The sequence below is a fragment of the Streptomyces sp. cf386 genome, from assembly GCF_900103585.1.
Lineage (GTDB): Bacteria > Actinomycetota > Actinomycetes > Streptomycetales > Streptomycetaceae > Streptomyces.
On the sequence record NZ_FNHV01000004.1, the window covers coordinates 395,909 to 416,014 of the forward strand.

The following is a 20,106-nucleotide window of genomic DNA, read 5'->3' on the forward strand; positions in this document are numbered from 1 at the left end:
GCTCCCCCCGACGGCCGCCGTTGACCTCAACCGAGCTTGAGGTTCTACGGTGATCGTGTTCTGGCGATCGCTTGAGGGAGGGACGACGGGTGAGCGTGACACTCAGGGAGTATTCGCAGGAGGAGCTGGCCGCCCAGCCCATCGGTGCGTGGAGCGGCGAGGCGTACCGGCTGGTGGTCGGAGCCATCCGGGCGCAGTTGGCGGTGGAGGGCCTCACACAGCCGCATTGGTGGACGCTCAACCACGTCGCGGGGGATCCGGGCAGGTGGACCCGTGCGGCGTTGATCGAGCGGCTGACGAAGTACGAGGACCTCGGGATCGACTTCGACGGTGTCTTCGACGACCTCGTCGCCCGTGGGTGGCTCACGGAGGATGCGGGAGCCATGACGCTGACCGAGGCGGGGGAGGACGGGCGCCTTCGGGCCAGGGAACGCAACTTGCGCGTGCATCGGCAGACGCACGAAGGCATCGACACGGCCGACTTCGTGACCACCATCAACGTCCTGCGTCGCATGGTCGCCAACCTGGGCGGCGACGGCGATCTGCCCGACTGACGGGTTCGGTGATCCGTACAACCATGCAAGTTCTTCACGGGTCCTTCACATGCGTACTACCGAGAACCTGGGGAGAGCATGTTCCAGCACACCCGCATTCGCCTCGCCGCCACCGCGGCCGCCGCCGTCGCCGCGATCGGTCTGAGCGCCTGTGGCAGCGGCTCCGGTGACGAGATCGTCGACAAGCCGAAGGCGAACGCCTCCGCCGACGCCGACAGCGGCAAGGAGAAGGAGCCCGCCGCCGAGAAGAGCAGTGCCGCGCCCGACGTCGCCAAGGTCGGCGACACGCTCGCCCTGAAGGGCATGGAGAGCGGCAGCGGACTGGACGTCACCGTCGTCAAGGTCGTCGACAACGCCAAGTCCGGCGACGAGTTCTTCGCCCCCGAGGACGGCAACCGGTGGGTCGGCGTGCAGTTCCAGCTCGTCAACACCGGCACCGAGGTCTACTCCGACGCTCCCGGGAACGGGGCGAAGATGGCCGACGACCAGGGCCAGCAGTTCGGGACCACTCTTGCCGACATCTCGGCCGGCCCGTCCATGTCGTCGGACGTCCGGCTGAAGCCCGGCGCGAAGACGCTGGGCTGGGTCGTGTTCGAGGTGCCGAAGGCGTCGAAGGCGGCCACGGTCACGTTCGCGATGGACTCGGGCTTCGCCCAGCAGGTCGGGGAGTGGAAGCTGTAGGAGAGACCTGTAGGAGAGACAGAGGGCGCGTGCCTGCGACGACACGCGCCCTCGGGCTCGGCTCACGCTCAACTCACGGCACAGCTCTGGTCGCCCACCTTGAACGCGGTCGGCTTCGCGTTCGCCCCCGACCAGCTCCCGGTGAACCCAAAACTCACGGACGCACCGGCCGCCACGTTCCCGTTCCAGCCCACGTTCCTCGCGGTCACCGCCGATCCCGACTGGGTGTACTCGGCGTTCCACAGCTGCGAGATCTGCTGCCCGTCCGCGAAGGACCAGCCGAGGGACCAGCCGCTCCACGCACTTGAACCGGTGTTGGACAGCTGCACATCCGCCTGGAAACCGCCCGACCACTGGTTGGTGACCTTGTACGTCACCGCGCAGGCACCGGTCGGCGTCGGCGTGGGGTCGGTTCCGCCGCCACCGTCTCCGCCACCCGTGTCCGACGAGTCGCCGTAGATGACCCCGCGTCCGTTCGTCGCCACGTACACCCGCCCGTACACCCGCGGATCACCCGTGATCGCCGCCCCCGTCCAACCCCACTGGTGGGCGTCGTCGTTGATGCGGGTCCAGGTCGCGCCCTTGTCCGTGGAGCGGAAGATGCCGCGTACGCCGCCGATCTTCGCGCTGGTGTAGAGGGTCTGGTACGACGCACCCGTCGCCGCCTTGCCGAAACCGATCGTGTCGGCGTGCTCGACGCCGGAGAGCTTCGTGAAGCTCGCGCCGCCGTCCGTCGAGTGCCACAGCCCGTACGCACCGTCCGTCGCGCCGCCCGCCAGCCACACGTCCCCCTTCACCCCGGGCAGCGCCTTGAAACGGACACTGTCACCGCCGGGCAGGCCACTCGCGGAGCTGGCCGTGAACGTCGCGCCGCCGTCCGAACTGACGTAGAACTTCCCGGACTTGAAGCCGTAGAAGGTCTTGGGGTCGACCCGGTCGGACTCCACGATCGCATCCGCCGGGATCCCGCTCGACGCCTGCCACGACGTACCGAAGCCCGTCGTGTACTGCACACCCGTACCCGCCGGGCTCCACACGAACCGGCTGCCGTCCGACGCCGCCGCGACCGTACCGCCGCCGCTCACGCCCGAAGGATCGGTCCCCGCGAACCAGTTGGCGCCGTTGTCCGTCGAGAAAGCGATGTGCGGACCGGAGTCGAGATTGCCGACGCGCACCACGGTGTTGGGGTGGGACTCCGCGTAGTCCAGGCTCGTCGTCGTGGTGAAGTTCGGCTGGGTGAACATCATCGACGGCACCTTGGTGAGGTCCGTGTGCCGGAAGCCGCCGATGTCGCCGAGGGCGCTCAGCAGCGGGGCGCCCGACGGGGGAGAGGCGAGGTCGTTGACCGCCGTCTCCTCCAGGCCCTGCACCATCGGCTTGATGGTGAACTGGCTCCCGCTGTCCCACTTCGTCAGATCCTCGGTGCCGTAGATCGTCGCACCCGTCCCGTACATCATCCGGTTCGAGTCGAACGGGTCGATCTCCAGCGCCTCCGTCATCCAGCCCAGCTTCGGCGTCTGCTCGGGCGGCGAGGGGTTCGCGCCCCAGGTCAACCACGGTGACGACGAGACGTCCATCGTGTAGCGGTTGGCGCGGTTGGGATACGACGTGTAGTCCCACGCCTTCGTCCAGGTGCCGCCGCTGTCCGTCGAGCGGAAGATCTGCGTGTCCGGCCACCAGGAGCTGTACGCCGTCGCCATCACGGTGCCGGGCCGCTGCCGGTCGACGGTCAGCCCGCTGAAGCCGTAGTAGGTGTCGGCCTCCGCCACCGGGCTGATGTCCGTCCAGGCGCCGGTCGCCGTCGCGTACCGCCACAGCCGGCCCTTGCCGCCGTCGTACGGGCCGCCCTTGTCGCTGTAGGCGAGATAGAGGTATCCGTTCTCCGCGTCCAGCACGCCCTTGTGCGCCAGGTATCCCGTCGGCTGCCCGGCGACCCGCGACCACGTCGCACCCGCGTCGGTGGACCGGTACACGGCGTTGTCCTTGTCGGCGACCCCGACGTAGATGGTCTGCGTCGCGCTCCCGGACGTTCCCGTGGACTCGTCGAAGGTGACCCAGACGATGCCCTGGTTGTCGCTGGCGTATCCGCTGGTGTCGCTCGGATCCTGCACGTAGTTCCCGACGTTGGGGAAGTTCGCCACCTGCGACCAGGTCGCCCCGGAATCCGTCGACCGCCACAGCCCCTTGCCGCTGGGCGCGCCCAGATACAGCACGCTGTTCCTGTTCGGGTCGACCGCCAGGCGCTCACCCATGCCCCGGCCGGGCATGTTGCCGCCCAGCTTGAACGGCAGATCGGCCTTCTGCCAGCTCGCGCCCCGGTCGGAGGAGCGCATGACGGCGCCGTTCCCCGGGTCCCAGCTGTTGGTGTACGTCCCGACCGCTGCGTACACCCGGTCCGGGTCCACGGAGTCGGACGCGAGGCTCACCACACCCGTGTGCCCCCAGTCGCCCCAGCCCACCGAGTCCAGCAGCGGCGTCCAGGTCTTCGACGACTCCTGCCAGCGGTAGGCGCCGCCGATGTCGGTGCGGGCGTAGGCGAGGTTCTTCTCGGCGCGGTTGAAGACGATGCCGGGGACGAAACCGCCGCCGTCGATGCGGGCGTTCTTCCAGGTGTAGGTGTCGGCGCTGATCGACACGTCCTTCGACGCATGGGCGGCCAGCGCGGGCGGGCTGCCCGCGAGGAGGCCGGCCGCGAGCGCCAGCACCGCCGTGAGGATGCGGGTTCTTCGCACGGGGGTCCTTTCCGGGATGTGGGGGGAGGGAGAGGAAACCGAGATGGTAAGCGCTTGCTATCGACTGCGAGAGTAGCCGGGCGACCCCCAGTGCGGGAGAGGGCCGCCCGGCGAATCGGCCTCGCCGTCAGGTGACGAGACCACGCACGCGAAGCCTTCAAGCGGTTCCGCGAAAACGCCGTGAGCCGTCACGCCCCTTTCTTCAGGGACGCGGGGAACTGCGCGACCAGCCACAGTGGACCGGCAGACAAGTCACGGCCTTCTCGCGGAGCGCTTGGCGGGGGCTGGTTACTCGAGAAGCTCCGCGTACGAACCCATGGCCAAGGCGATGTCCGCCTGGGCCCAGAACCGGTGATACGTGAACGACGGCGCCGCACCGCCCGCGAGATACGCCTCGATCTTCGACCAGGCCGGATCGTCCTCGTAGAACGAGCGGATCGACTCGAAGGTCGACGACGAGTTGATCGCGTCGCCGTTCGGCATGGTGCCGGTCCAGCCGCTCGGGACGTAGATCCCGTCGTCGAAGCGGTTGTAGTCGGCCCGGGTCTCCGGGACGGCGATGCCCAGGGCGTCCTGGTGGTGGTCCCACATGCCGTCGAGGAGCGCCTTGGCCGTGGACGCGGCCTCGGTGTCACCGGAGCGGTCGGCGTAGTACGTCAGGGTCTTGGCGTACGCGGCCGCCACGCCGACGTCGTTGGTGTAGTCGGCGACGGTGACGTGAAGTCCGTTGTTGGCGCCCGGACTTGAGGCGTTCCAGGTGTCGGGCTGGCCCGACCACTGGAGTGTGGACGGGAACCGGAAGGTGCCGTCCGGGTTGATCGTGGTGTGGGACAGCGCCCAGTCGACCCACTTGTCGAGGACCGTCTTCGCGGCAGCGTTCCCCGTCTGCTGGTAGTACTCGGCCACCCGCTCCATCGACCACGCCTGGAAGCCGAACCACTGGTTGGACGGCGGGTCGTGGTAGACGGGCTGCTGGTCGTAGTACATCCCGTAGAAGGTCGACTTGCCCGACGGCGGAGTCGCGTACCGGCCCGCCCAGCTGTTGGTCGCACCGCCCGCGATCGCGCCCTCGCTGGACTGCAGCCAGCGGTAGAACTCGACCTGCCGCTCAAGGGACTTGGCCCAGTCCGCCTGTCCCGTCGCCGACTTGGGCTTCAGATCGGCATACGCGCTGAGCGCATACGCGGCCATGGGGTTCTGGTAGCCGCCGTGCGCGTGGCTGGAGCCGATGCGCCAGGCCCAGCCCGCCGAGGTGTCGGTGGCGCCGCCCCAGGCGTAGTACCAGGAGAGCAGATAGTGCGAGGCGTCCTTGCCGGTGCCGGCCGGGCAGGACGAGGCGCCCACACAGTTGCCGACCTTCTTGAAGTACTTGTCGTACATCGCGTAGCGCAGGTAGTCGCCCATCTTCGCGGCCTTGGCCACGGTCGCGGAGATGTCGCCGCCCTTGCCCTGCTCGTCGGCCCACTTGTCGGCCCAGTACGCGGCCTGCACCGCACGGGCGTCGGCGTCCGGGGCGTTGGTGAACTTCCACTGCTTGGCGTACGACGCGTCACCGGTGAACAGGTCCAAGTACCCGTTCGTCCCGCCGTACTTGAAGGCGTCGCAGGTCGGCTGCGGCACCGTCTCCCACACCGACTCCTGCGCGCCGCGCTGGAAGGTGTTGATGTACGACGGCCCGGTGTCCGTCGGACCCGCCTCGCACTTGCCCGGCGAGTTGCCGTAGCCGTAGGTGTTGTCGACGTCCTGGAGCCAGTGCATGCCGTAGACGTCGTCCGTGTCGTAGGCGCTCTTCAGCTCACCGGCGATCGGGTCCGAGCCGACCGAGACCGACGCGTCGAGCTTCGCCGGGTACTCGTTCGGGGTGTCCAGTTCGGGCGCGTACGTCGCCGGCTTCGAGGCGTTGTAGAAGGAGTTCGTCGGCTGGTCGGCGTGGGTCGGGATCATGTACTTCTCCATGATGTCCCAGGCCCCGTTGAACTTGGACCAGTCGCCCGTGACCTTGCCGTACATGGCTTGCAGCCAGAGAAGGTAGCTGTAGGCCTCCGACGTGGTCTCGTGACCGTGGTCCGGCGCCTCGACGATCAGCGTCTCCACCGAGTGGTAGGGGATGCCCTCGGGTGAGAAGTAGCCGTTCGCCGGGTTGGTGATCTTGCCGTACAACTCCAGGAAGCGGGCGTCGTACGCCTTGGTCGCCGCGATCTGGGTCGCCGTGACCGTGGCCTTCGCGTGCCCGCCCGCCGTCGACTCGAAGGTCGCCGCGCCGGTGCCGGATGCGGCGGCGGTGATGGTCACCTTCTGGGCGGTGTTCCAGTTCGAGGGCGTGAAGGTGAGCGAGGCGCCGCCGGTCACCGACAGCCCCGAGGTGCCGCTCGCGCGGGCGGTGGTGACGGTCACGTGGGCCGACGGCTGGGTCGACAGCTTGATGTCGTAGGAGGCCGTCTTGCCCTGTTGGACGGGGAGTTGGGTCTGCGAGGCCACCACGGCGGGGCCCGAGGCGACCGTGACGCCGACCGGCGTGGACTCCGCGGACGCGCCCAGGCTGTCGTACGCCTTCGCGAGGAGCGAATGACTGCCCACGGTCAAACTTGAGGCCGAGAGCGAGTACGGCGCCGTCGTGTCCGTGCCCAGCAGCGTGGTGTTGTCGTAGAACTCGACCTTGCTGATCGTCGCGCCGTCCGCGGCGGCGGCGGTGGCCGCGAGCGGGACCGCGTCGCCCTGCGAGTAGACGGCGCCCGCCGCCGGGCTGGTCAGCACGGTGATGGGGGGTTGGTGGGCGCCCGTGCAGGAGGTGCCGTTGATCGCGAAGTTCGTCGGGGCGGCGTTGGAGCCGCTGTAGGTGAACTGCGCGCCGGTGGTGGCCGCGGCTCCGGCGGCGATCCGCGCGTTGTGGGCGGCGCTCTGTACGGTGACCGACTGGCCGGACTGGGACCAGGTGCCGTTCCAGCCGTTGCCGAGCCTCTGGTTGCCCGTGTAGCTGTAGGTCAGCGTCCAGCCGTCGATGACGTCCGCGCCGCGGTTGGTGATCGTCAGATCCGCGGTGAAGCCGGAGCCCCAGTCATTGGTCTTGTAGTCGACACTGCACTGAACCGCTGCCGCCTGAGCGGGAGTCGATCCGGCGCTCAGCATCGTCAAGGGAAGCGCCAGGGCCGCGACGACGGCCGTCCACAACCGTCGTACGGCGCTGCGTCTGCGTGGGGGATGCACGTGCTGGTTCCTCCTTGCGGCTCGGAGAAGTCAAGGCTTGAACCAGTGGGAGCGCTCCCATAGTGGGGACGGGGGTGCAAGGGGTCAAGGTGCTTGAAGAGTCGAAAAGATTCGATGAGTTCAGTTGAGTAAAAGTCAGCAACTCCCCTGTCCTTTACCGTCACTTGGCGCTAGCTTCAAAAGCACCAGTGGGAGCGATTCCATCAGTCGACGCGTCCGTCACGACGCGCCTGATCTGCAAGGAGTCGCTCAAGCGACACCCCCCGCTTTCAGTACTTTTAGCCGTCGCCGGCATCTCCTCCTTGCCTCTTGCGCGCCCTGCACGGACGGACCGTCAGCACCCGCAACCAAGAAGGAACCCGCACTCATGAGTCGTACCAGAACAGCGATGCTCGCCGCCCTGGCGCTGGTCGCCGGTGCCTCGGGGACCGCGCTCGCCGCGGATCCCGGGGGCATCGGCACGGCCGCCGTGCCCTGCACCGTCGACTACAAGGTGCAGAACCAGTGGGACACCGGCTTCACCGCCGCCGTGACGGTCACCAACCAGGGCACCGCGAAGTCCAACTGGTCGGTGAAGTGGTCGTATGCCGGAAACCAGAAGGTCACCAGCGGCTGGAACGCCAGGATCAGCCAGAGCGGCGCCGATGTCACCGCCGCCAACGAGACGTACAACGGGACGCTGTCGACCGGCGGTTCGGTCAGCTTCGGCTTCCAGGGCTCGTACAGCGGCACCAACGCGATCCCCGCCACCTTCACCCTCGACGGCGTGACCTGCAACGTCGACGACGGCAGCGGCGGACCCACGGATCCACCGGACCCCGACCCGACCGGTCCCAAGGTCGACAACCCCTACTCCGGCGCCAAGGTGTACGTGAACCCGGAGTGGTCCGCGAAGGCCGCCGCCGAGCCGGGCGGCAGCCGGATCGCGGGCCAGCCGACCGGGGTGTGGCTGGACCGGATCGCCGCCATCAACGGCGTGAACGGCGGCATGGGCCTGCGCGACCACCTCGACGAGGCCCTGACCCAGAAGGGCTCCGGCGAGCTCGTCGTCCAGCTGGTCATCTACAACCTGCCGGGCCGTGACTGCGCCGCCCTCGCCTCCAACGGCGAGCTCGGCCCGACGGAGCTCGGCCGCTACAAGACCGAGTACATCGACCCGATCGCCGCGATCCTCGCCGACCCGAAGTACGCCTCGCTGCGGATCGTCACCACGATCGAGATCGACTCGCTGCCGAACCTCGTCACCAACACCGGCAGCCGGCCCACGGCCACCCCGCAGTGCGACGTGATGAAGGCCAACGGCAACTACCAGAAGGGCGTCGGCTACGCCCTCAACAAGCTGGGCGACGCGGCCAACGTCTACAACTACATCGACGCCGGTCACCACGGCTGGATCGGCTGGGACGACAACTTCGCCGCCAGCGCCACCGTGATGAAGGAGGCCGCCACCTCCGAGGGCGCCACCGTGAACGACGTGCACGGCTTCATCGCCAACACGGCCAACTACAGCGCCCTGAAGGAGAACAACTTCACCATCAACGACTCCGCGGGCGGCAAGTCCGTCCGAGAGTCGAAGTGGGTCGACTGGAACCGGTACGTCGACGAGCTGTCCTTCGCGCAGGGCTTCCGCAACCAGCTGGTCACGACCGGCTTCAACTCCGGCATCGGCATGCTGATCGACACGTCGAGGAACGGCTGGGGCGGCAGCGCGCGGCCGGCCGGTCCGGGCGCGACGACCGACGTCGACACCTACGTGAACGGAGGCCGCTACGACCGTCGCATCCACGTCGGCAACTGGTGCAACCAGTCCGGTGCCGGCCTCGGTGAGCGCCCGCAGGCCAATCCGGCGGCCGGGATCGACGCATACGTCTGGATCAAGCCGCCGGGGGAGTCCGACGGTGCGAGCCAGGAGATACCGAACGACGAGGGCAAGGGGTTCGACCGGATGTGCGACCCGACCTATACGGGGAACCCGCGCAACGGCAACAACATGTCCGGGTCGTTGCCGAACGCTCCGCTGTCGGGGCACTGGTTCTCGGCGCAGTTCCAGCAGCTGATGCAGAACGCGTACCCGCCGTTGTCGTAGGGCGGTGACTGCGGCTGCGGCTGCGGGTGCGTTGTGGCTGGTCGCGCAGTTCCCCGCGCCCCTATAGGGCGTTGTAGTCCGCCGGGGTTGGTCAGTTCTCTCTGGCCAGGCCTCGGCGGATTGCGAACTCCACTGCTGAGTAGTTGCCGTCTGGGCGGTCCAGTTCATACGGGACCGTCGGGTGCAGCGGTGGCTGGGCCATGAATCTGGGGCGGGTGCCGTGGTGGGGCTGGGCGGCGTGGACCAGGAAGGGGTGGCAGAGGTAGACGTCGCCGGGGACGCCGGTGGCGTGGGCGAGGGGGCGGTGTGCCGAGGCCTCGGCGACCTTCGGGCCCAGCTCCAGGAAGGAGGCGCCGGCCTCGCCGTACGGTGCCAGGACCGGCGGTACGTCGAGATGCGAACCGACCCGGATGCGGGTCGGGGCGTCCGCTTCGGTGACCTCGCTGAACAGGAACAGCATCAGCAGTGAGCGGTCCCTGGAGTGCACGTTCGTATGCGGGTGCTCGGCGCCTTCGGGCACGTAACTGCCCTCGATGTGCCAGCCCGCGTCGTTCGGTTCCTCCTCGTGCGGGAAGCGCAGCGGGAAGCTGCCCAGCGAGTAGCGCGACTGCCAGCGGTCCTCGCCCACCAGCACATCGAAGGCCTCGTGCAGGACAGGGGTGTTGACGGCGGCCGCGAACGGGCCCTGCGCCATGTCGTACACCCAGTGCACGGGGTCCTTCCAGGTGCCCGGGTCCTCGGGGTCGTACCCCGTCTCCCGCCACAGCAGCCGGGCGCAGTGCTCGGCGACGCGAGGCGGGAAGGCGCCCTCGATCTTCACGAACCCGTCCTCGAGGAAGCGCTCCACCATCTCGTCGTTCATCGGGCCATCGTGGGTGATCGGCCGTGCGGCCCGCATCCCATTTTTCGTGCTGCCGTTTTGCCGTTACGGCAACGGCGGTGGCCCCGCGCCGGTGCGTCGGCGCACGCTGGCCCCATCCGAAGGAGAGGCTGACGAGCATGGCGCACCACCACCACGGAAACCACCCCACAGACCGCCAGGCCGGTCACCATCACCACGACCCCACCGACATCGACTGGAGCGAGATGGCTCCGCACCTGGAGGCGCAGGCGGAGCTGTTCACGCCCCTGTACGAGCACGCCTTGGCCTGGCTGGCGAAACGGCAGACCGAGCCGGGGCTGATCGTCGACGCGGGCAGCGGGCCCGGCGTGGTCGCCTGTCTGCTCGCGGACACCTTCCCCGGCGCCCGCGTGGTCGCCGTGGATGCTTCCGAGCCGCTTCTCGAACGAGCCCGGGCCCATGCCGAGCGGCTCGGCGTCGCCGACCGCTTCAGCATCCTCGCCGGTGAACTCCCGGGCGTCCTGGACGACTTGGAGTACCCCGCCGACCTGGTGTGGGCCGGCCGCAGCCTGCACCACCTCGGCGACCAGCGTGCCGCCCTCGCCGCCTTCGCCGCCCGCCTCACGCACGGCGGCACGCTGGCCCTGCAGGAAGGCGGCCTGTCGGCCCGCTTCCTCCCGCGCGACCTCGGCTTCGGGCGGCCGGGGCTCCAGGCACGCATCGACGTCCTGGAGGAGGAGCGGTTCGCCGCGATGCGCGCGGACCTGCCCGGCTCCGTCGCCGAGACCGAGGACTGGCCGGCCCTGCTCACCGCCGCCGGCCTCCGGCCCTCCGGCACCCGGACCTTCCTCCTCGACCTGCCCGCCCCGACCACGGACCGCGCCCGCGCCTACATCGCCGACTACCTGACCCGCACCCGCGACGGGCTCGCCGACCGCCTCGACGCCGACGACCGCGCGACCCTGGACCGGCTCCTCGACCCGGACGACAAGGCGAGCGTCCACCATCGGCCGGACGTGTTCCTCCTCGCGGCGCAGACGGTGTACACGGCGGTGCGGACGAAGTGACGCCGATCGGCACCCTGCCCGGGCGTGCGGGCCCTTGACTTCGAGAGCGCTCCAGCTGATCTACTCCCCCCTGTTCGACGCACACAGGGGGTAACCATGACCGACTCTCCGGTCGCACTCATCACCGGCGGCGGCAGCGGCATCGGCGCCGCCGTCGCGCGGCAACTTCTCGACGCGGGCCACCGGGTCGCCGTCACGGGCCGCGGTGAGGCACGGCTGCGCGGTTTCGCCGAGGAACTCGGGGAGCCCGACGGCCTGTTGACTGTCGTCGGGAACACGGCGGAGTACGGCGACGTCCAGGCGGCCGTTGACACGACGCTCAAGGCCTTCGGCCGGCTGGACACGGTCGTCGCCAACGCCGGTTTCGCCACCCACGATTCGGTCGCCGAGGGCGATCCGGCCGGCTGGACCGAGATGGTGCTGACCAACGTCCTCGGCCCGGCCCTGCTCATCCGTGCCTCCATCGACGCCCTCAAGGAGACCCGCGGCCGGATCGTCCTCGTCGGCAGCGTCGCCGGGTTCGTGCACGGGCCGGGCAACATCTACGGGGCGACGAAGTGGGCGGTGACCGGGCTCGCCGAGAACACCCGGCGGCAGGTCACCGAGTGGGGCGTCGGAGTGACCCTGATCGCGCCCGGACGCGTGGAGACACCGTTCTGGGACAGCTACGGCAGCCTGCCGCCGGGCCATCTGCTCACCGCCGACCAGATCGCCGACTCGGTCGTGTGGGCCGTCCGACAGCCCGACGGCGTCGACATCAACACCGTCGTCGTACGACCGCTCGGGCAGCCCAACTGACCGGGTATGGCGATCAGTTGGCCTGGATGAACTCCTTCGCCAGCCGCTCGCCCAGCGTCACCGCCGCGTCGTGGCTCTCGATGGGCGTGACCTGGGAGTTCCTGAAGAGGATGTACGTCACGCCGGAGCCGGTGCCGCCGGTGGCCGGGTCGGGGTCGATGCCGAGGGCCTCGGCGGCGGCGTAGGAGGCCTCGCCGATGATCCCCTTGGGACCGGTGTCGCCGACGACGGCGTACAGGATCTGGTCGTCGTGGATGACGGCGGCCACGCTGCCGCCCTTGATGCCCGCCTTCAAGTAGTCCCAGGTGTCGCTGATGCCGGGGACGACGACATACGGCAGCGTGTCGGACCGCAGCGGCCTGCCGTCGGACTGGTGGAACGAGGTGTCGGGCTGGAACCAGGGGTCGGTGTCCTCGTTGCAGCTGTCGGTGCGCTGGCCGTCGCAGTCGATGTCCATGTCGGCCTTCCAGAAGGCGGCGCCGTGCTTGCCGCACACGGGAATCGTGGCGGCGGTCGACTCGTCGGTGCGGTATTTGCCGTTCGAGAGCTGCGCACAGGACGTCACCTTCGCGAGCAGGCCGGCCGCGCTGACCGGTTCCTCCAGGGGCGGCATCGGTTGTGGTGTGCCGGAGGCGCTTGCGGGGAGCAGCGCGGTGGCCAGCAGCGCGGCGCCGGAGGCCGTGGTCAGGGTCAGTGTTCGGATGCGCACATGAGGCCCTTCTGTTAGGCAAGTTTCCTTACCTGCGTTCGGTGCTGATTGCGGCGCGATGACCCCGGTAGAAGACTGGTCGTGTCGGAGATGTCGGACCTTCTCCCGGTTTCTGGAGGTGTCATGTTCGTACGCGCCATCTACACGACCGGCGATCCCACGAAGATCGACACGGCCATCAGAGCACTGAACACCGAAGGGCGGGACCTGCTGGAGGACCGTCCGGGGTACCGCGGCGCGAGTGTCTTCGCGGACCGGACACTCGGAAAGCTGCTCGCGGCGAGCTGGTGGGAGACGGAGGAGGCACGGCGCAACAGCGACGAGGTGCTGCGGGAGCGGCGGGCGGCGATGCTGGATCCGTTCCTGGGGACAGTGGCCGTCGAGAACTACGAGGCACTGGTCTTCCACCAGGTCCGGCAGCCGCTGGCGGGCGGCGGACTACGGGTCAGCAGGCTGGAGTTCGACCCCAGGGACACCGACCTGCTCGCCGACACGTTCCGGGCGTCGGTGCTTCCCAGGTTCGAGACCCTCCCGGGGCTGGCCCGGGCGTCCCTGCTGGTGGACCGGGAGAGGGGGCGCGGAATGGTCGGAGTGCTCTTCGTCGACCAGCCGTCCCTGGCGGCGTCCCGCGCGGGCCAGGCGGCGGCCCGGCATGAGGGGGCGGCCAAGGCGCATGTGACCGTGGTCGGGCTGGAGGAGTTCGAGGTCATCTACACCGACGTACGCGGCGACTGACGCCCCGCGCGGCGAGGCAGCGGCCCGTACACGTCCGCCCGCCGCTCGGGCAGCCGAGTGGCGGGCGGACGGTCGTACCGAGGCGGGCGTCAGGCCACGTCGAACGTGGCCGGGTCCGGGCCGATCCGCCGGTCCTCGTTCAGCGCGCTGATCGCAGCGAGGTCCTCGTCGTCCAGGCTGAAGTCGAAGACCTCGATGTTCTCCTTGATCCGCGACGGCGTCACGGACTTCGGGATCACGACGTTGCCGAGCTGCAGATGCCAGCGCAGCACGATCTGGGCCGGGGTGCGGCCGTGCTTCTGCGCGATGGCGACGATCGCCGGGACCTCCAGCAGCCCCTTGCCCTGGCCGAGCGGCGACCAGGCCTCGGTGGCGATGCCCTGCTCGGCGTGGTAGTCACGGGAGGCGTGCTGCTGCAGGTGCGGGTGCAGCTCGATCTGGTTGACCGCCGGGATCACCGACGTCTCGGTGATGAGCCGCTGAAGATGCTCGGGCAGGAAGTTGGAGACGCCGATCGCGCGGATACGACCGTCGGCGTGGAGCTTCTCGAAGGCCTTGTACGTGTCGACGTACGTGCCGCGGGCCGGCAGCGGCCAGTGGATGAGGTAGAGGTCGATGTACTCCAGGCCCAGCTTCTCCAGCGAGACGTCGAAGGCACGCAGTGTGGAGTCGTACCCCTGGTCGCCGTTCCAGAGCTTGGTGGTGACGAAGATGTCCTCGCGCGGGACGCCGGCGGCCGCGATGGCCTTGCCGGTGCCCTCTTCGTTGCCGTAGATCGCCGCTGTGTCGATGCTGCGGTACCCGGCCTCCAGCGCCGTGGTGACCGCCCGCTCCGCCTCGTCGTCCGGCACCTGCCAGACGCCGAAGCCCAGCTGGGGCATCTCGACGCCGTTGTTGAGGATGATCGGGGGGACCTTGCTGCTCACGAGCTCTTGATCCTTACGGTTGTCGTCAGGTGGTACGCCCATCGTCAACGATCACGGGCCGCGATGCATTCCTGACCGGAGAATCCGCGAGAAACGAATCCGCCGGAAGCGATACCACCGGAAACGATGCCACCGGAAGCGACCTCACGCCCGGTAGAGCGCCTCGACCTCGCCCGAGTACGCGTTCTCGATCGCCTTGCGCTTCAATTTCAGCGAGGGCGTGAGCAGTCCGTGCTCCTCGGTGAACGGCTGGGCGAGGATACGGAACGTGCGGATCGACTCGGCCTGCGAGACAAGGGTGTTGGCGGCGACCACCGCGCGCCGCACCTCGGTCTCCAGATCCGCGTCGCGGACCAGCTGGGCCGGTGTCATCTGGGGCTTGTCGCGCATCATCAGCCAGTGTTCGACGGCCTCCTGGTCAAGGGTGACCAGGGCCGCGATGTACGGGCGGTCGTTGCCGACGACGATGCACTGGGCGACCAGCGGGTGATCGCGGACGCGCTCCTCCAGCAGGCCGGGGGAGACGCTCTTGCCGCCGGAGGTGACCAGGATCTCCTTCTTGCGGCCGGTGATGGTGAGGTAGCCGTCCTCGTCGAGGGAGCCCAGGTCGCCGGTGGCCAGCCAGCCGTCGTGCAGGGACGCGTCGGTGGCCTTCTGGTTGTTGAGGTAGCCCTGGAAGATGTTGGCACCGTGCAGCCAGATCTCGCCGTCGTCCGCGATGTGCACGGTCATGCCCGGGATGGGCTGGCCGACCGTGCCGTAGCGGGTGCGATAGGGCGGGTTGGCGGTCGCGGCCGCCGTGGACTCGGTGAGGCCGTACCCCTCGTAGACATGGACGCCGGCGCCCGCGAAGAACAGGCCGAGGCGCCGGTCCATCGCCGAACCGCCGGTCATCGCCTGCTTGATACGGCCGCCCATCGCGGCCCGCATCTTGGAGTAGACGAGCTTGTCGAAGAGCTGGTGCTGCATGCGCAGCCCCGCCGAGGGGCCGGGGCCGATGCCCCACGCCTTGGACTCCACGGCGTCCGCGTACTTCACGGCGACCTCGACGGCCTTCTCGAAGGCGCCCGCCCTGCCCTCCTTCTCGGCCTTGCGGCGGGCGGCGTTGAAGACCTTCTCGAAGATGTACGGCACGGCGAGGAAGAACGTCGGCTTGAACGCGGCCAGGTCCGGCAGCAGGGCGGCGGCGTTCATCTGCGGCTGGTGGCCGAAGCGGACCCGGCCGCGGATCGCCGCGACCTGCACCATCCGCCCGAAGACGTGCGCGAGCGGCAGGAACAGCAGGGTCGCCGCCTCGTCGCCCTTCTTGGAGTGGAACACCGGCTCCCAGCGCTCGATGACGGTGTCCGACTCGTACATGAAGTTGCCGTGCGAGATGACACAGCCCTTGGGGCGCCCCGTCGTCCCCGAGGTGTAGATGATCGTCGCGACGGAGTCGGGGGTGACCGCCTGCCGGTGACGGTGGACCACGTCGTCGTCGAGGGGGGCGCCGGCGTCGTACAGCTCCTGCACGGCGCCCGAGTCCAGCTGCCAGAGCTGGTGCAGTTGGGGCAGCCGGTCGATGACGGTGGCGATCGTCATCGCGTGGTCCTCGTGCTCGACGACCGCCGCCGACACCTCGGCGTCGTACAGCATCCAGAAGCACTGCTCGGCCGAGGAGGTGGGGTAGATCGGCACGACCTGGGCGCCGATGGTCCACAGCGCGTAGTCGAACAGCGTCCACTCGTACCGGGTGCGGGACATGATCGCGACCCGGTCGCCGAACCGGATGCCCCGGGCGAGCAGGCCCTTGGCCAGGGCGAGCACCTCGTCCCGGAACTCGGCCGAGGTGACATCCCGCCACTGCCCGTCCTCGTCCTTGCGGCCGAGGGCGACATAGAGCGGGTCATCCTGGGCATGCTCGAACACGACGTCGGCCAGGCCGCCCACCGGCGGCGCCAACGCCAACGGAGGGTTGGTGAACTCGCGCAAACCCCGCTCCCCGCTCCGAATGCCTCGGCAGACGCTCCGCTCAGCGCCGTGAAAGCTACCCCACCCGCCTTGCGGACGGGAGGGGGCCGGAAACCGGCGGACGCTCAGGTATGCACTGGTCAGGGCCGGAAAATGCGCTCACATGGGGAAGGGTCGGACAGAAAACTGACGGTTGAGTAAGTTTCGGGCCCGTAATCTCCACCGAATCTGTACGACCCGATTACGCGGTACGGGCCCTGTTGATCATGTCATCCCCGGCGTGCCGTCGTCTCCTCTGTCAGCGCACGCGTGGCCGAATCCGTCACTCCGGTCTTCTGCGCGGACGGCCTCCTGACCAGCGCGAGTACCAGAACTCCGGCCACCGTCGCGGTCGACCCCGCCGCCACCGCGACCGAATTCAGCCCGTCGGCGAAGGCGGCGCGCAGGGCCTGTTCGCCGAACGCGCTCCGCAGCGCACCGGCGCCACCGCCCGCCAGGGCATGCGCCGCCTCCCGCGGCAGCGCGTCCCCCATCCGTGAGGTCAGCACCGTGCCGTACAGAGCGATGCCGAGCGCGTACCCGAGTTGGCGGAAAGTGTTCACCGCCCCGCCCGCCATGCCCGCCCGCTCCTGCGGCACGGCGGCCAGCGCGGCTCCCGCGATACCGGGCGACACCAGCCCCGTACCGACGCCCACCAGCACCAGCCCCGGTATCAGGGCGCTCGCCGTCGACCCGGCGTCCAGCACCGCCATGCAGTACTGGCCCGCGCCGATCAGCAGCAGCCCGCCCCCGATGGTGAACCGCGCCGGCACCCCGTGCAGCAGCCGTCCACCGGCCGCGGCGACCACGAACGAGGCGAGCGACAGCCACAGGAAGACCGCACCCCCGCGCACCGGGCTCATCCCAAGCAGGGTCTGCAACCAGATCGAGGTGTAGGCCATGACACCGAACGCCGCCGCGTTGAATGCCAGCGCCCCCGCCATCACACCCGAGAACGCGGGCCGCAGGAACAGCCCCGGATCCAGCAGCGGATCGGCGACCCGCCGCTCCACCACGACGAAGCAGACCAGCGCCAGCGCAGCCCCCGCGAACCACACCAGCGTCCCGGCCGCGCCCCATCCGTGGCTCCCGGCCCGCACGGCCCCGTACGTCACCGCCCCCGCGAACGTCGCGAACGTCACCGTCCCCGCCCAGTCGATACGACGCCCGCGCGCACCCCGCGACTCCGGCACCACCCGCAGCGTCAGCCACACCGCGACCACGCTCACCGGCAGATTGACGTAGAAGATCCACCGCCAGCCCGGCCCGTCGGTGAGCAGCCCACCGGCGATTGGCCCCACCGCGGCCGCTGCACCGCTGACCGCGCCCCACACGCCGAGCGCCACCGACCGCCGCTTGCCCTGGTAGACGGAGCCGAGCAGCGGCAGCGTCGTGGCGAACATGGCCGCCGCGCCGATCCCCTGCAGTCCCCGGGCGGCGACCAGCATTCCCGGCCCGGTCGAGACCCCGCACAGCAGCGAGGCCACCGCGAACACGACGACGCCCACCACGTGGACCCGCCGCCGCCCCAGCACATCGGCCGCGGCCCCCACCCCGAGCAGCAGCGCGGCCAGCGCCAGCGCGTACCCGTCCATCACCCACTGCAGATCACTGAGCGAGGCGTCCAGCGCCCTCGCCATGTCCGGCAACGCGACGATCGCGATCGTCACGTCCAGCAACAACATGAACGTGCCCAGGCACACGGCCGTGAGCGGCCCCCATGTGCGCATGTCCTCTTCCCCTCCTGAGTTCGATCCGTACGCCTCCGTACGATGGGCCGCACGCGGCTGATCACGGCCGTGCTAGACGTCCGGCCGCCGAAATCCGACAGGAGATGCCGCTGTGCGGATGGAATCCGACATCTTCGACGAGCTCGATCTGCAACTGCTCGACGCGCTGGAGGTGAACGCCCGGGCGTCCTTCGCCCGGCTCGGAGAGGTGCTCGGCGTCTCCGACCAGACCGTCGCGCGCCGCTACCGCCGACTGTGCGCCGAGGGCGGCCTCCGGGTGGTCGCCGTGCGGGACGCCGAGCGCCTCGGCCAGGACCAGTGGATGCTGCGGCTGCGCTGCGTCCCGGACAGCGCCCAGGCCATCGCGGACGCCCTCGCCCAACGGCCCGACACCAACTGGATCGGCATCGCCTCCGGCGGCACCGAGGTCATCTTCGGCACCCGGCCGCGCAGCCCCGGCGACCGAGACGACCTCCTGCTCGGCAAACTCCCGCGCACCCCGCGCGTCCTGGAGATCCGGGCCCACCAGATGCTGCACCGCTTCTACGGCGGCCCGACGGGCTGGCTCAGCAAGTTCAGGGTGCTCGCGGACGACCAGAAGGCCGCGTTGCGCAACGACACCGTCCGCGCCGCCGGACCGGCTCGCATCGACCCCGAGGACGAGCCCCTGGTGGCCGCCCTGGAACGCGACGGCCGCGCCGGCTACCCCGAACTCCAGCGCGTCACCGGCCGCTCCGAGTCCACCGTCAAACGCCGCCTCGCCGCGCTGCTGGCCTCCGGCGCCGTGTACATCGACGTGGAGTACCACTCCGAGACCATCGGCTACCCGGTCGCCGCCGTCCTGTGGATCACCACCACCCCGGCAGCCCTGGCATCGGTCGGCAAGGCCCTGGCCACCCACGACGAGATCGCCCACGCCGCAGCGACGGCGGGCCCGTGCAGCATCGTGGCAACGGCGGTGATCAGAAACACGGCGGACCTGTACACCTACCTCAGCGGCCCGCTCGGACGGCTGGACGGGTTGCAGCACGTGGAGTCGTCGGTGTTCCTACGGCGCGTGAAACAGCTGACGTATCAACGCCCGGCTCGCTGAGCCAACCAAGGGGCGCGGGGAACTGCGCGACCAGCCACAACGGACCGGCAGTCGAACACGTCCTCCCAGCGGAGCGTCTAGCGCCGGTGCAACCGATCCCCACCCGCCAGAATCGCCGTCGCCAGCGCACCGGCAGCGCCCTGCGCGGCCGTGCGGCGGTGGCCGTGGACCAGCACGAAATCGACCCGGCCCAGCTCCGGTAGCCCGAACCGTTCGGGAACCCGGGTGAGCCCCGGAGGGATCAGACCCCGCGAGTGCGCCATCACGCCGAGCCCGGCGCGCGCCGCCGCGATCAGGCCGTTGAGGCTGCCACTTGTGCACACGATGCGCCACTCCCGCCCCTGTCGCTCCAGTGCCTCCAGGGCGAGGGCCCGGGTGATGCCCGGCGGCGGGAACACGATCAACGGCACAGGGCGATCGGCGTCAAGGCGGAGTCTCTCCGCTCCGATCCACACCAGCCGGTCGTGCCAGACCAGTTCGCCCCGTGGATCCTCGGGGCGCCGTTTCGCCAGCACCAGGTCGAGTTTCCCGGCGGCCAGCTGCTCGTGCAGGGTGCCGGACAGCTCGACCGTCAGTTCCAGGTCGACCTCGGGATGGTCGTACCGGAAGCCCTCCAGGATCTCCGGCAGCCGGGTCAGGACGAAGTCCTCGGACGCGCCGAAGCGGAGCCGGCCGCGCAGCCGGGTGCCGGTGAAGAACGCGGTGGCCTGGTCGTGCACCTCCAGGATCCGGCGGGCGAAGCCGAGCATCGCCTCGCCGTCCTCGGTCAGTTCGACCGAGTGGGTGTCCCGGGTGAACAGCTGCCGCCCCGTGGCGTCCTCCAGCCGCCGTACGTGCTGGCTGACGGTCGACTGGCGCAGGCCGAGCCGGCGGGCGGCCTGCGTGAAGCTCAGCGTCTGGGCCACCGCGAGGAACGTTCGCAGATGAGAGGGGTCGTACACGCCTCCAGGCTATCCACTGT

The 20,106-nt window shown here is 69.5% G+C and carries 15 protein-coding genes; 7 read left to right on the forward strand and 8 right to left on the reverse strand.

Features of this window, described 5'->3' with window-relative positions:
* Positions 1-89 precede the first annotated feature (89 nt).
* Together BLU79_RS12975 and BLU79_RS12980 are read left to right on the forward strand one after the other, a co-directional pair.
* Positions 90-554, forward strand: a complete 465-nt coding sequence (locus BLU79_RS12975; RefSeq protein ID WP_093905853.1) for a MarR family transcriptional regulator — start codon at positions 90-92, stop codon at positions 552-554.
* Between the two features lie 78 nt (positions 555-632).
* Positions 633-1,235 carry a DUF4352 domain-containing protein gene (locus tag BLU79_RS12980; RefSeq protein WP_093905854.1) on the forward strand — a complete coding sequence of 201 codons (603 nt, stop codon included), beginning with the start codon at positions 633-635 and terminating at the stop codon, positions 1,233-1,235.
* Between the two features lie 68 nt (positions 1,236-1,303).
* Here the strand turns inward: BLU79_RS12980 and BLU79_RS12985 are convergent, their stop codons facing one another.
* Both BLU79_RS12985 and BLU79_RS12990 read right to left on the reverse strand, forming a co-directional pair.
* Positions 1,304-3,967, reverse strand: coding sequence for a cellulose binding domain-containing protein (locus tag BLU79_RS12985; RefSeq protein ID WP_093905855.1), 2,664 nt, complete (start codon positions 3,965-3,967; stop codon positions 1,304-1,306).
* Between the two features lie 288 nt (positions 3,968-4,255).
* Positions 4,256-7,171, reverse strand: a complete 2,916-nt coding sequence (locus BLU79_RS12990) for a glycoside hydrolase family 48 protein (RefSeq protein WP_093905856.1) — start codon at positions 7,169-7,171, stop codon at positions 4,256-4,258.
* Between the two features lie 367 nt (positions 7,172-7,538).
* Between BLU79_RS12990 and BLU79_RS12995 the strand changes: the two genes are divergently transcribed.
* Positions 7,539-9,257, forward strand: a complete 1,719-nt coding sequence (locus BLU79_RS12995) for a glycoside hydrolase family 6 protein (RefSeq protein WP_093905857.1) — start codon at positions 7,539-7,541, stop codon at positions 9,255-9,257.
* Between the two features lie 91 nt (positions 9,258-9,348).
* On the opposite strand, the gene BLU79_RS13000 is transcribed toward BLU79_RS12995, so the two are convergent.
* On the reverse strand, positions 9,349-10,119 hold the full coding sequence (locus BLU79_RS13000) for a phytanoyl-CoA dioxygenase family protein (protein WP_256333280.1): 771 nt from the start codon (positions 10,117-10,119) through the stop codon (positions 9,349-9,351).
* Positions 10,120-10,256: 137 nt separating this feature from the next.
* Between BLU79_RS13000 and BLU79_RS13005 the strand changes: the two genes are divergently transcribed.
* Entirely contained in the window at positions 10,257-11,165 is a 909-nt protein-coding gene (locus BLU79_RS13005; RefSeq protein WP_093905859.1) for a class I SAM-dependent methyltransferase, read from the forward strand.
* Positions 11,166-11,261: 96 nt separating this feature from the next.
* Positions 11,262-11,963 (forward strand): SDR family oxidoreductase, encoded by a 702-nt coding sequence (locus BLU79_RS13010; RefSeq protein WP_093905860.1) that lies wholly within the window; start codon positions 11,262-11,264, stop codon positions 11,961-11,963.
* A 13-nt stretch (positions 11,964-11,976) separates the two neighbouring features.
* Here BLU79_RS13010 and BLU79_RS13015 read toward each other — a convergent pair whose 3' ends face one another.
* The gene (locus BLU79_RS13015) at positions 11,977-12,672 is read right to left on the reverse strand and encodes a glycoside hydrolase family 75 protein (protein WP_093905861.1); all 696 of its coding nucleotides are present in this window, start codon (positions 12,670-12,672) and stop codon (positions 11,977-11,979) included.
* A 123-nt stretch (positions 12,673-12,795) separates the two neighbouring features.
* Here BLU79_RS13015 and BLU79_RS13020 point away from each other — a divergent pair, with 123 nt between their 5' ends.
* The gene (locus tag BLU79_RS13020; protein ID WP_093905862.1) at positions 12,796-13,407 is read left to right on the forward strand and encodes a hypothetical protein; all 612 of its coding nucleotides are present in this window, start codon (positions 12,796-12,798) and stop codon (positions 13,405-13,407) included.
* A gap of 89 nt (positions 13,408-13,496) precedes the next feature.
* Here BLU79_RS13020 and BLU79_RS13025 read toward each other — a convergent pair whose 3' ends face one another.
* The 3 genes from BLU79_RS13025 to BLU79_RS13035 form a co-directional block, all read right to left on the reverse strand.
* Positions 13,497-14,333, reverse strand: a complete 837-nt coding sequence (locus BLU79_RS13025) for an aldo/keto reductase (protein WP_093905863.1) — start codon at positions 14,331-14,333, stop codon at positions 13,497-13,499.
* A gap of 144 nt (positions 14,334-14,477) precedes the next feature.
* Complete coding sequence (locus BLU79_RS13030; RefSeq protein ID WP_093905864.1) at positions 14,478-16,304, reverse strand: AMP-dependent synthetase/ligase; 1,827 nt, start codon at positions 16,302-16,304, stop codon at positions 14,478-14,480.
* Positions 16,305-16,552: 248 nt separating this feature from the next.
* Positions 16,553-18,052, reverse strand: coding sequence for an MFS transporter (locus BLU79_RS13035; protein ID WP_093905865.1), 1,500 nt, complete (start codon positions 18,050-18,052; stop codon positions 16,553-16,555).
* A 118-nt stretch (positions 18,053-18,170) separates the two neighbouring features.
* On the opposite strand from BLU79_RS13035, the gene BLU79_RS13040 reads away from it, so the two are divergent.
* A complete protein-coding gene (locus BLU79_RS13040; RefSeq protein WP_177001014.1) occupies positions 18,171-19,145 on the forward strand; it encodes an Lrp/AsnC family transcriptional regulator in 975 nt (324 codons plus the stop codon).
* Positions 19,146-19,222: 77 nt separating this feature from the next.
* Here the strand turns inward: BLU79_RS13040 and BLU79_RS13045 are convergent, their stop codons facing one another.
* Positions 19,223-20,086 (reverse strand): LysR substrate-binding domain-containing protein, encoded by an 864-nt coding sequence (locus BLU79_RS13045; RefSeq protein ID WP_093905867.1) that lies wholly within the window; start codon positions 20,084-20,086, stop codon positions 19,223-19,225.
* Positions 20,087-20,106 lie beyond the last annotated feature (20 nt).

What these genes read in the sequence shown, in the direction of transcription:
- BLU79_RS12980 (WP_093905854.1), top strand. Translation starts at nt 633, where the DNA reads ATGTTCCAGCACACCCGCATTCGCCTCGCCGCCACCGCGGCCGCCGCC.
- BLU79_RS12995 (WP_093905857.1), top strand. Translation starts at nt 7,539, where the DNA reads ATGAGTCGTACCAGAACAGCGATGCTCGCCGCCCTGGCGCTGGTCGCC.
- BLU79_RS13000 (WP_256333280.1), bottom strand. Translation starts at nt 10,119, where the DNA reads ATGAACGACGAGATGGTGGAGCGCTTCCTCGAGGACGGGTTCGTGAAG.
- BLU79_RS13005 (WP_093905859.1), top strand. Translation starts at nt 10,257, where the DNA reads ATGGCGCACCACCACCACGGAAACCACCCCACAGACCGCCAGGCCGGT.
- BLU79_RS13010 (WP_093905860.1), top strand. Translation starts at nt 11,262, where the DNA reads ATGACCGACTCTCCGGTCGCACTCATCACCGGCGGCGGCAGCGGCATC.
- BLU79_RS13020 (WP_093905862.1), top strand. Translation starts at nt 12,796, where the DNA reads ATGTTCGTACGCGCCATCTACACGACCGGCGATCCCACGAAGATCGAC.
- BLU79_RS13035 (WP_093905865.1), bottom strand. Translation starts at nt 18,052, where the DNA reads ATGCGCACATGGGGGCCGCTCACGGCCGTGTGCCTGGGCACGTTCATG.
- BLU79_RS13040 (WP_177001014.1), top strand. Translation starts at nt 18,171, where the DNA reads ATGGAATCCGACATCTTCGACGAGCTCGATCTGCAACTGCTCGACGCG.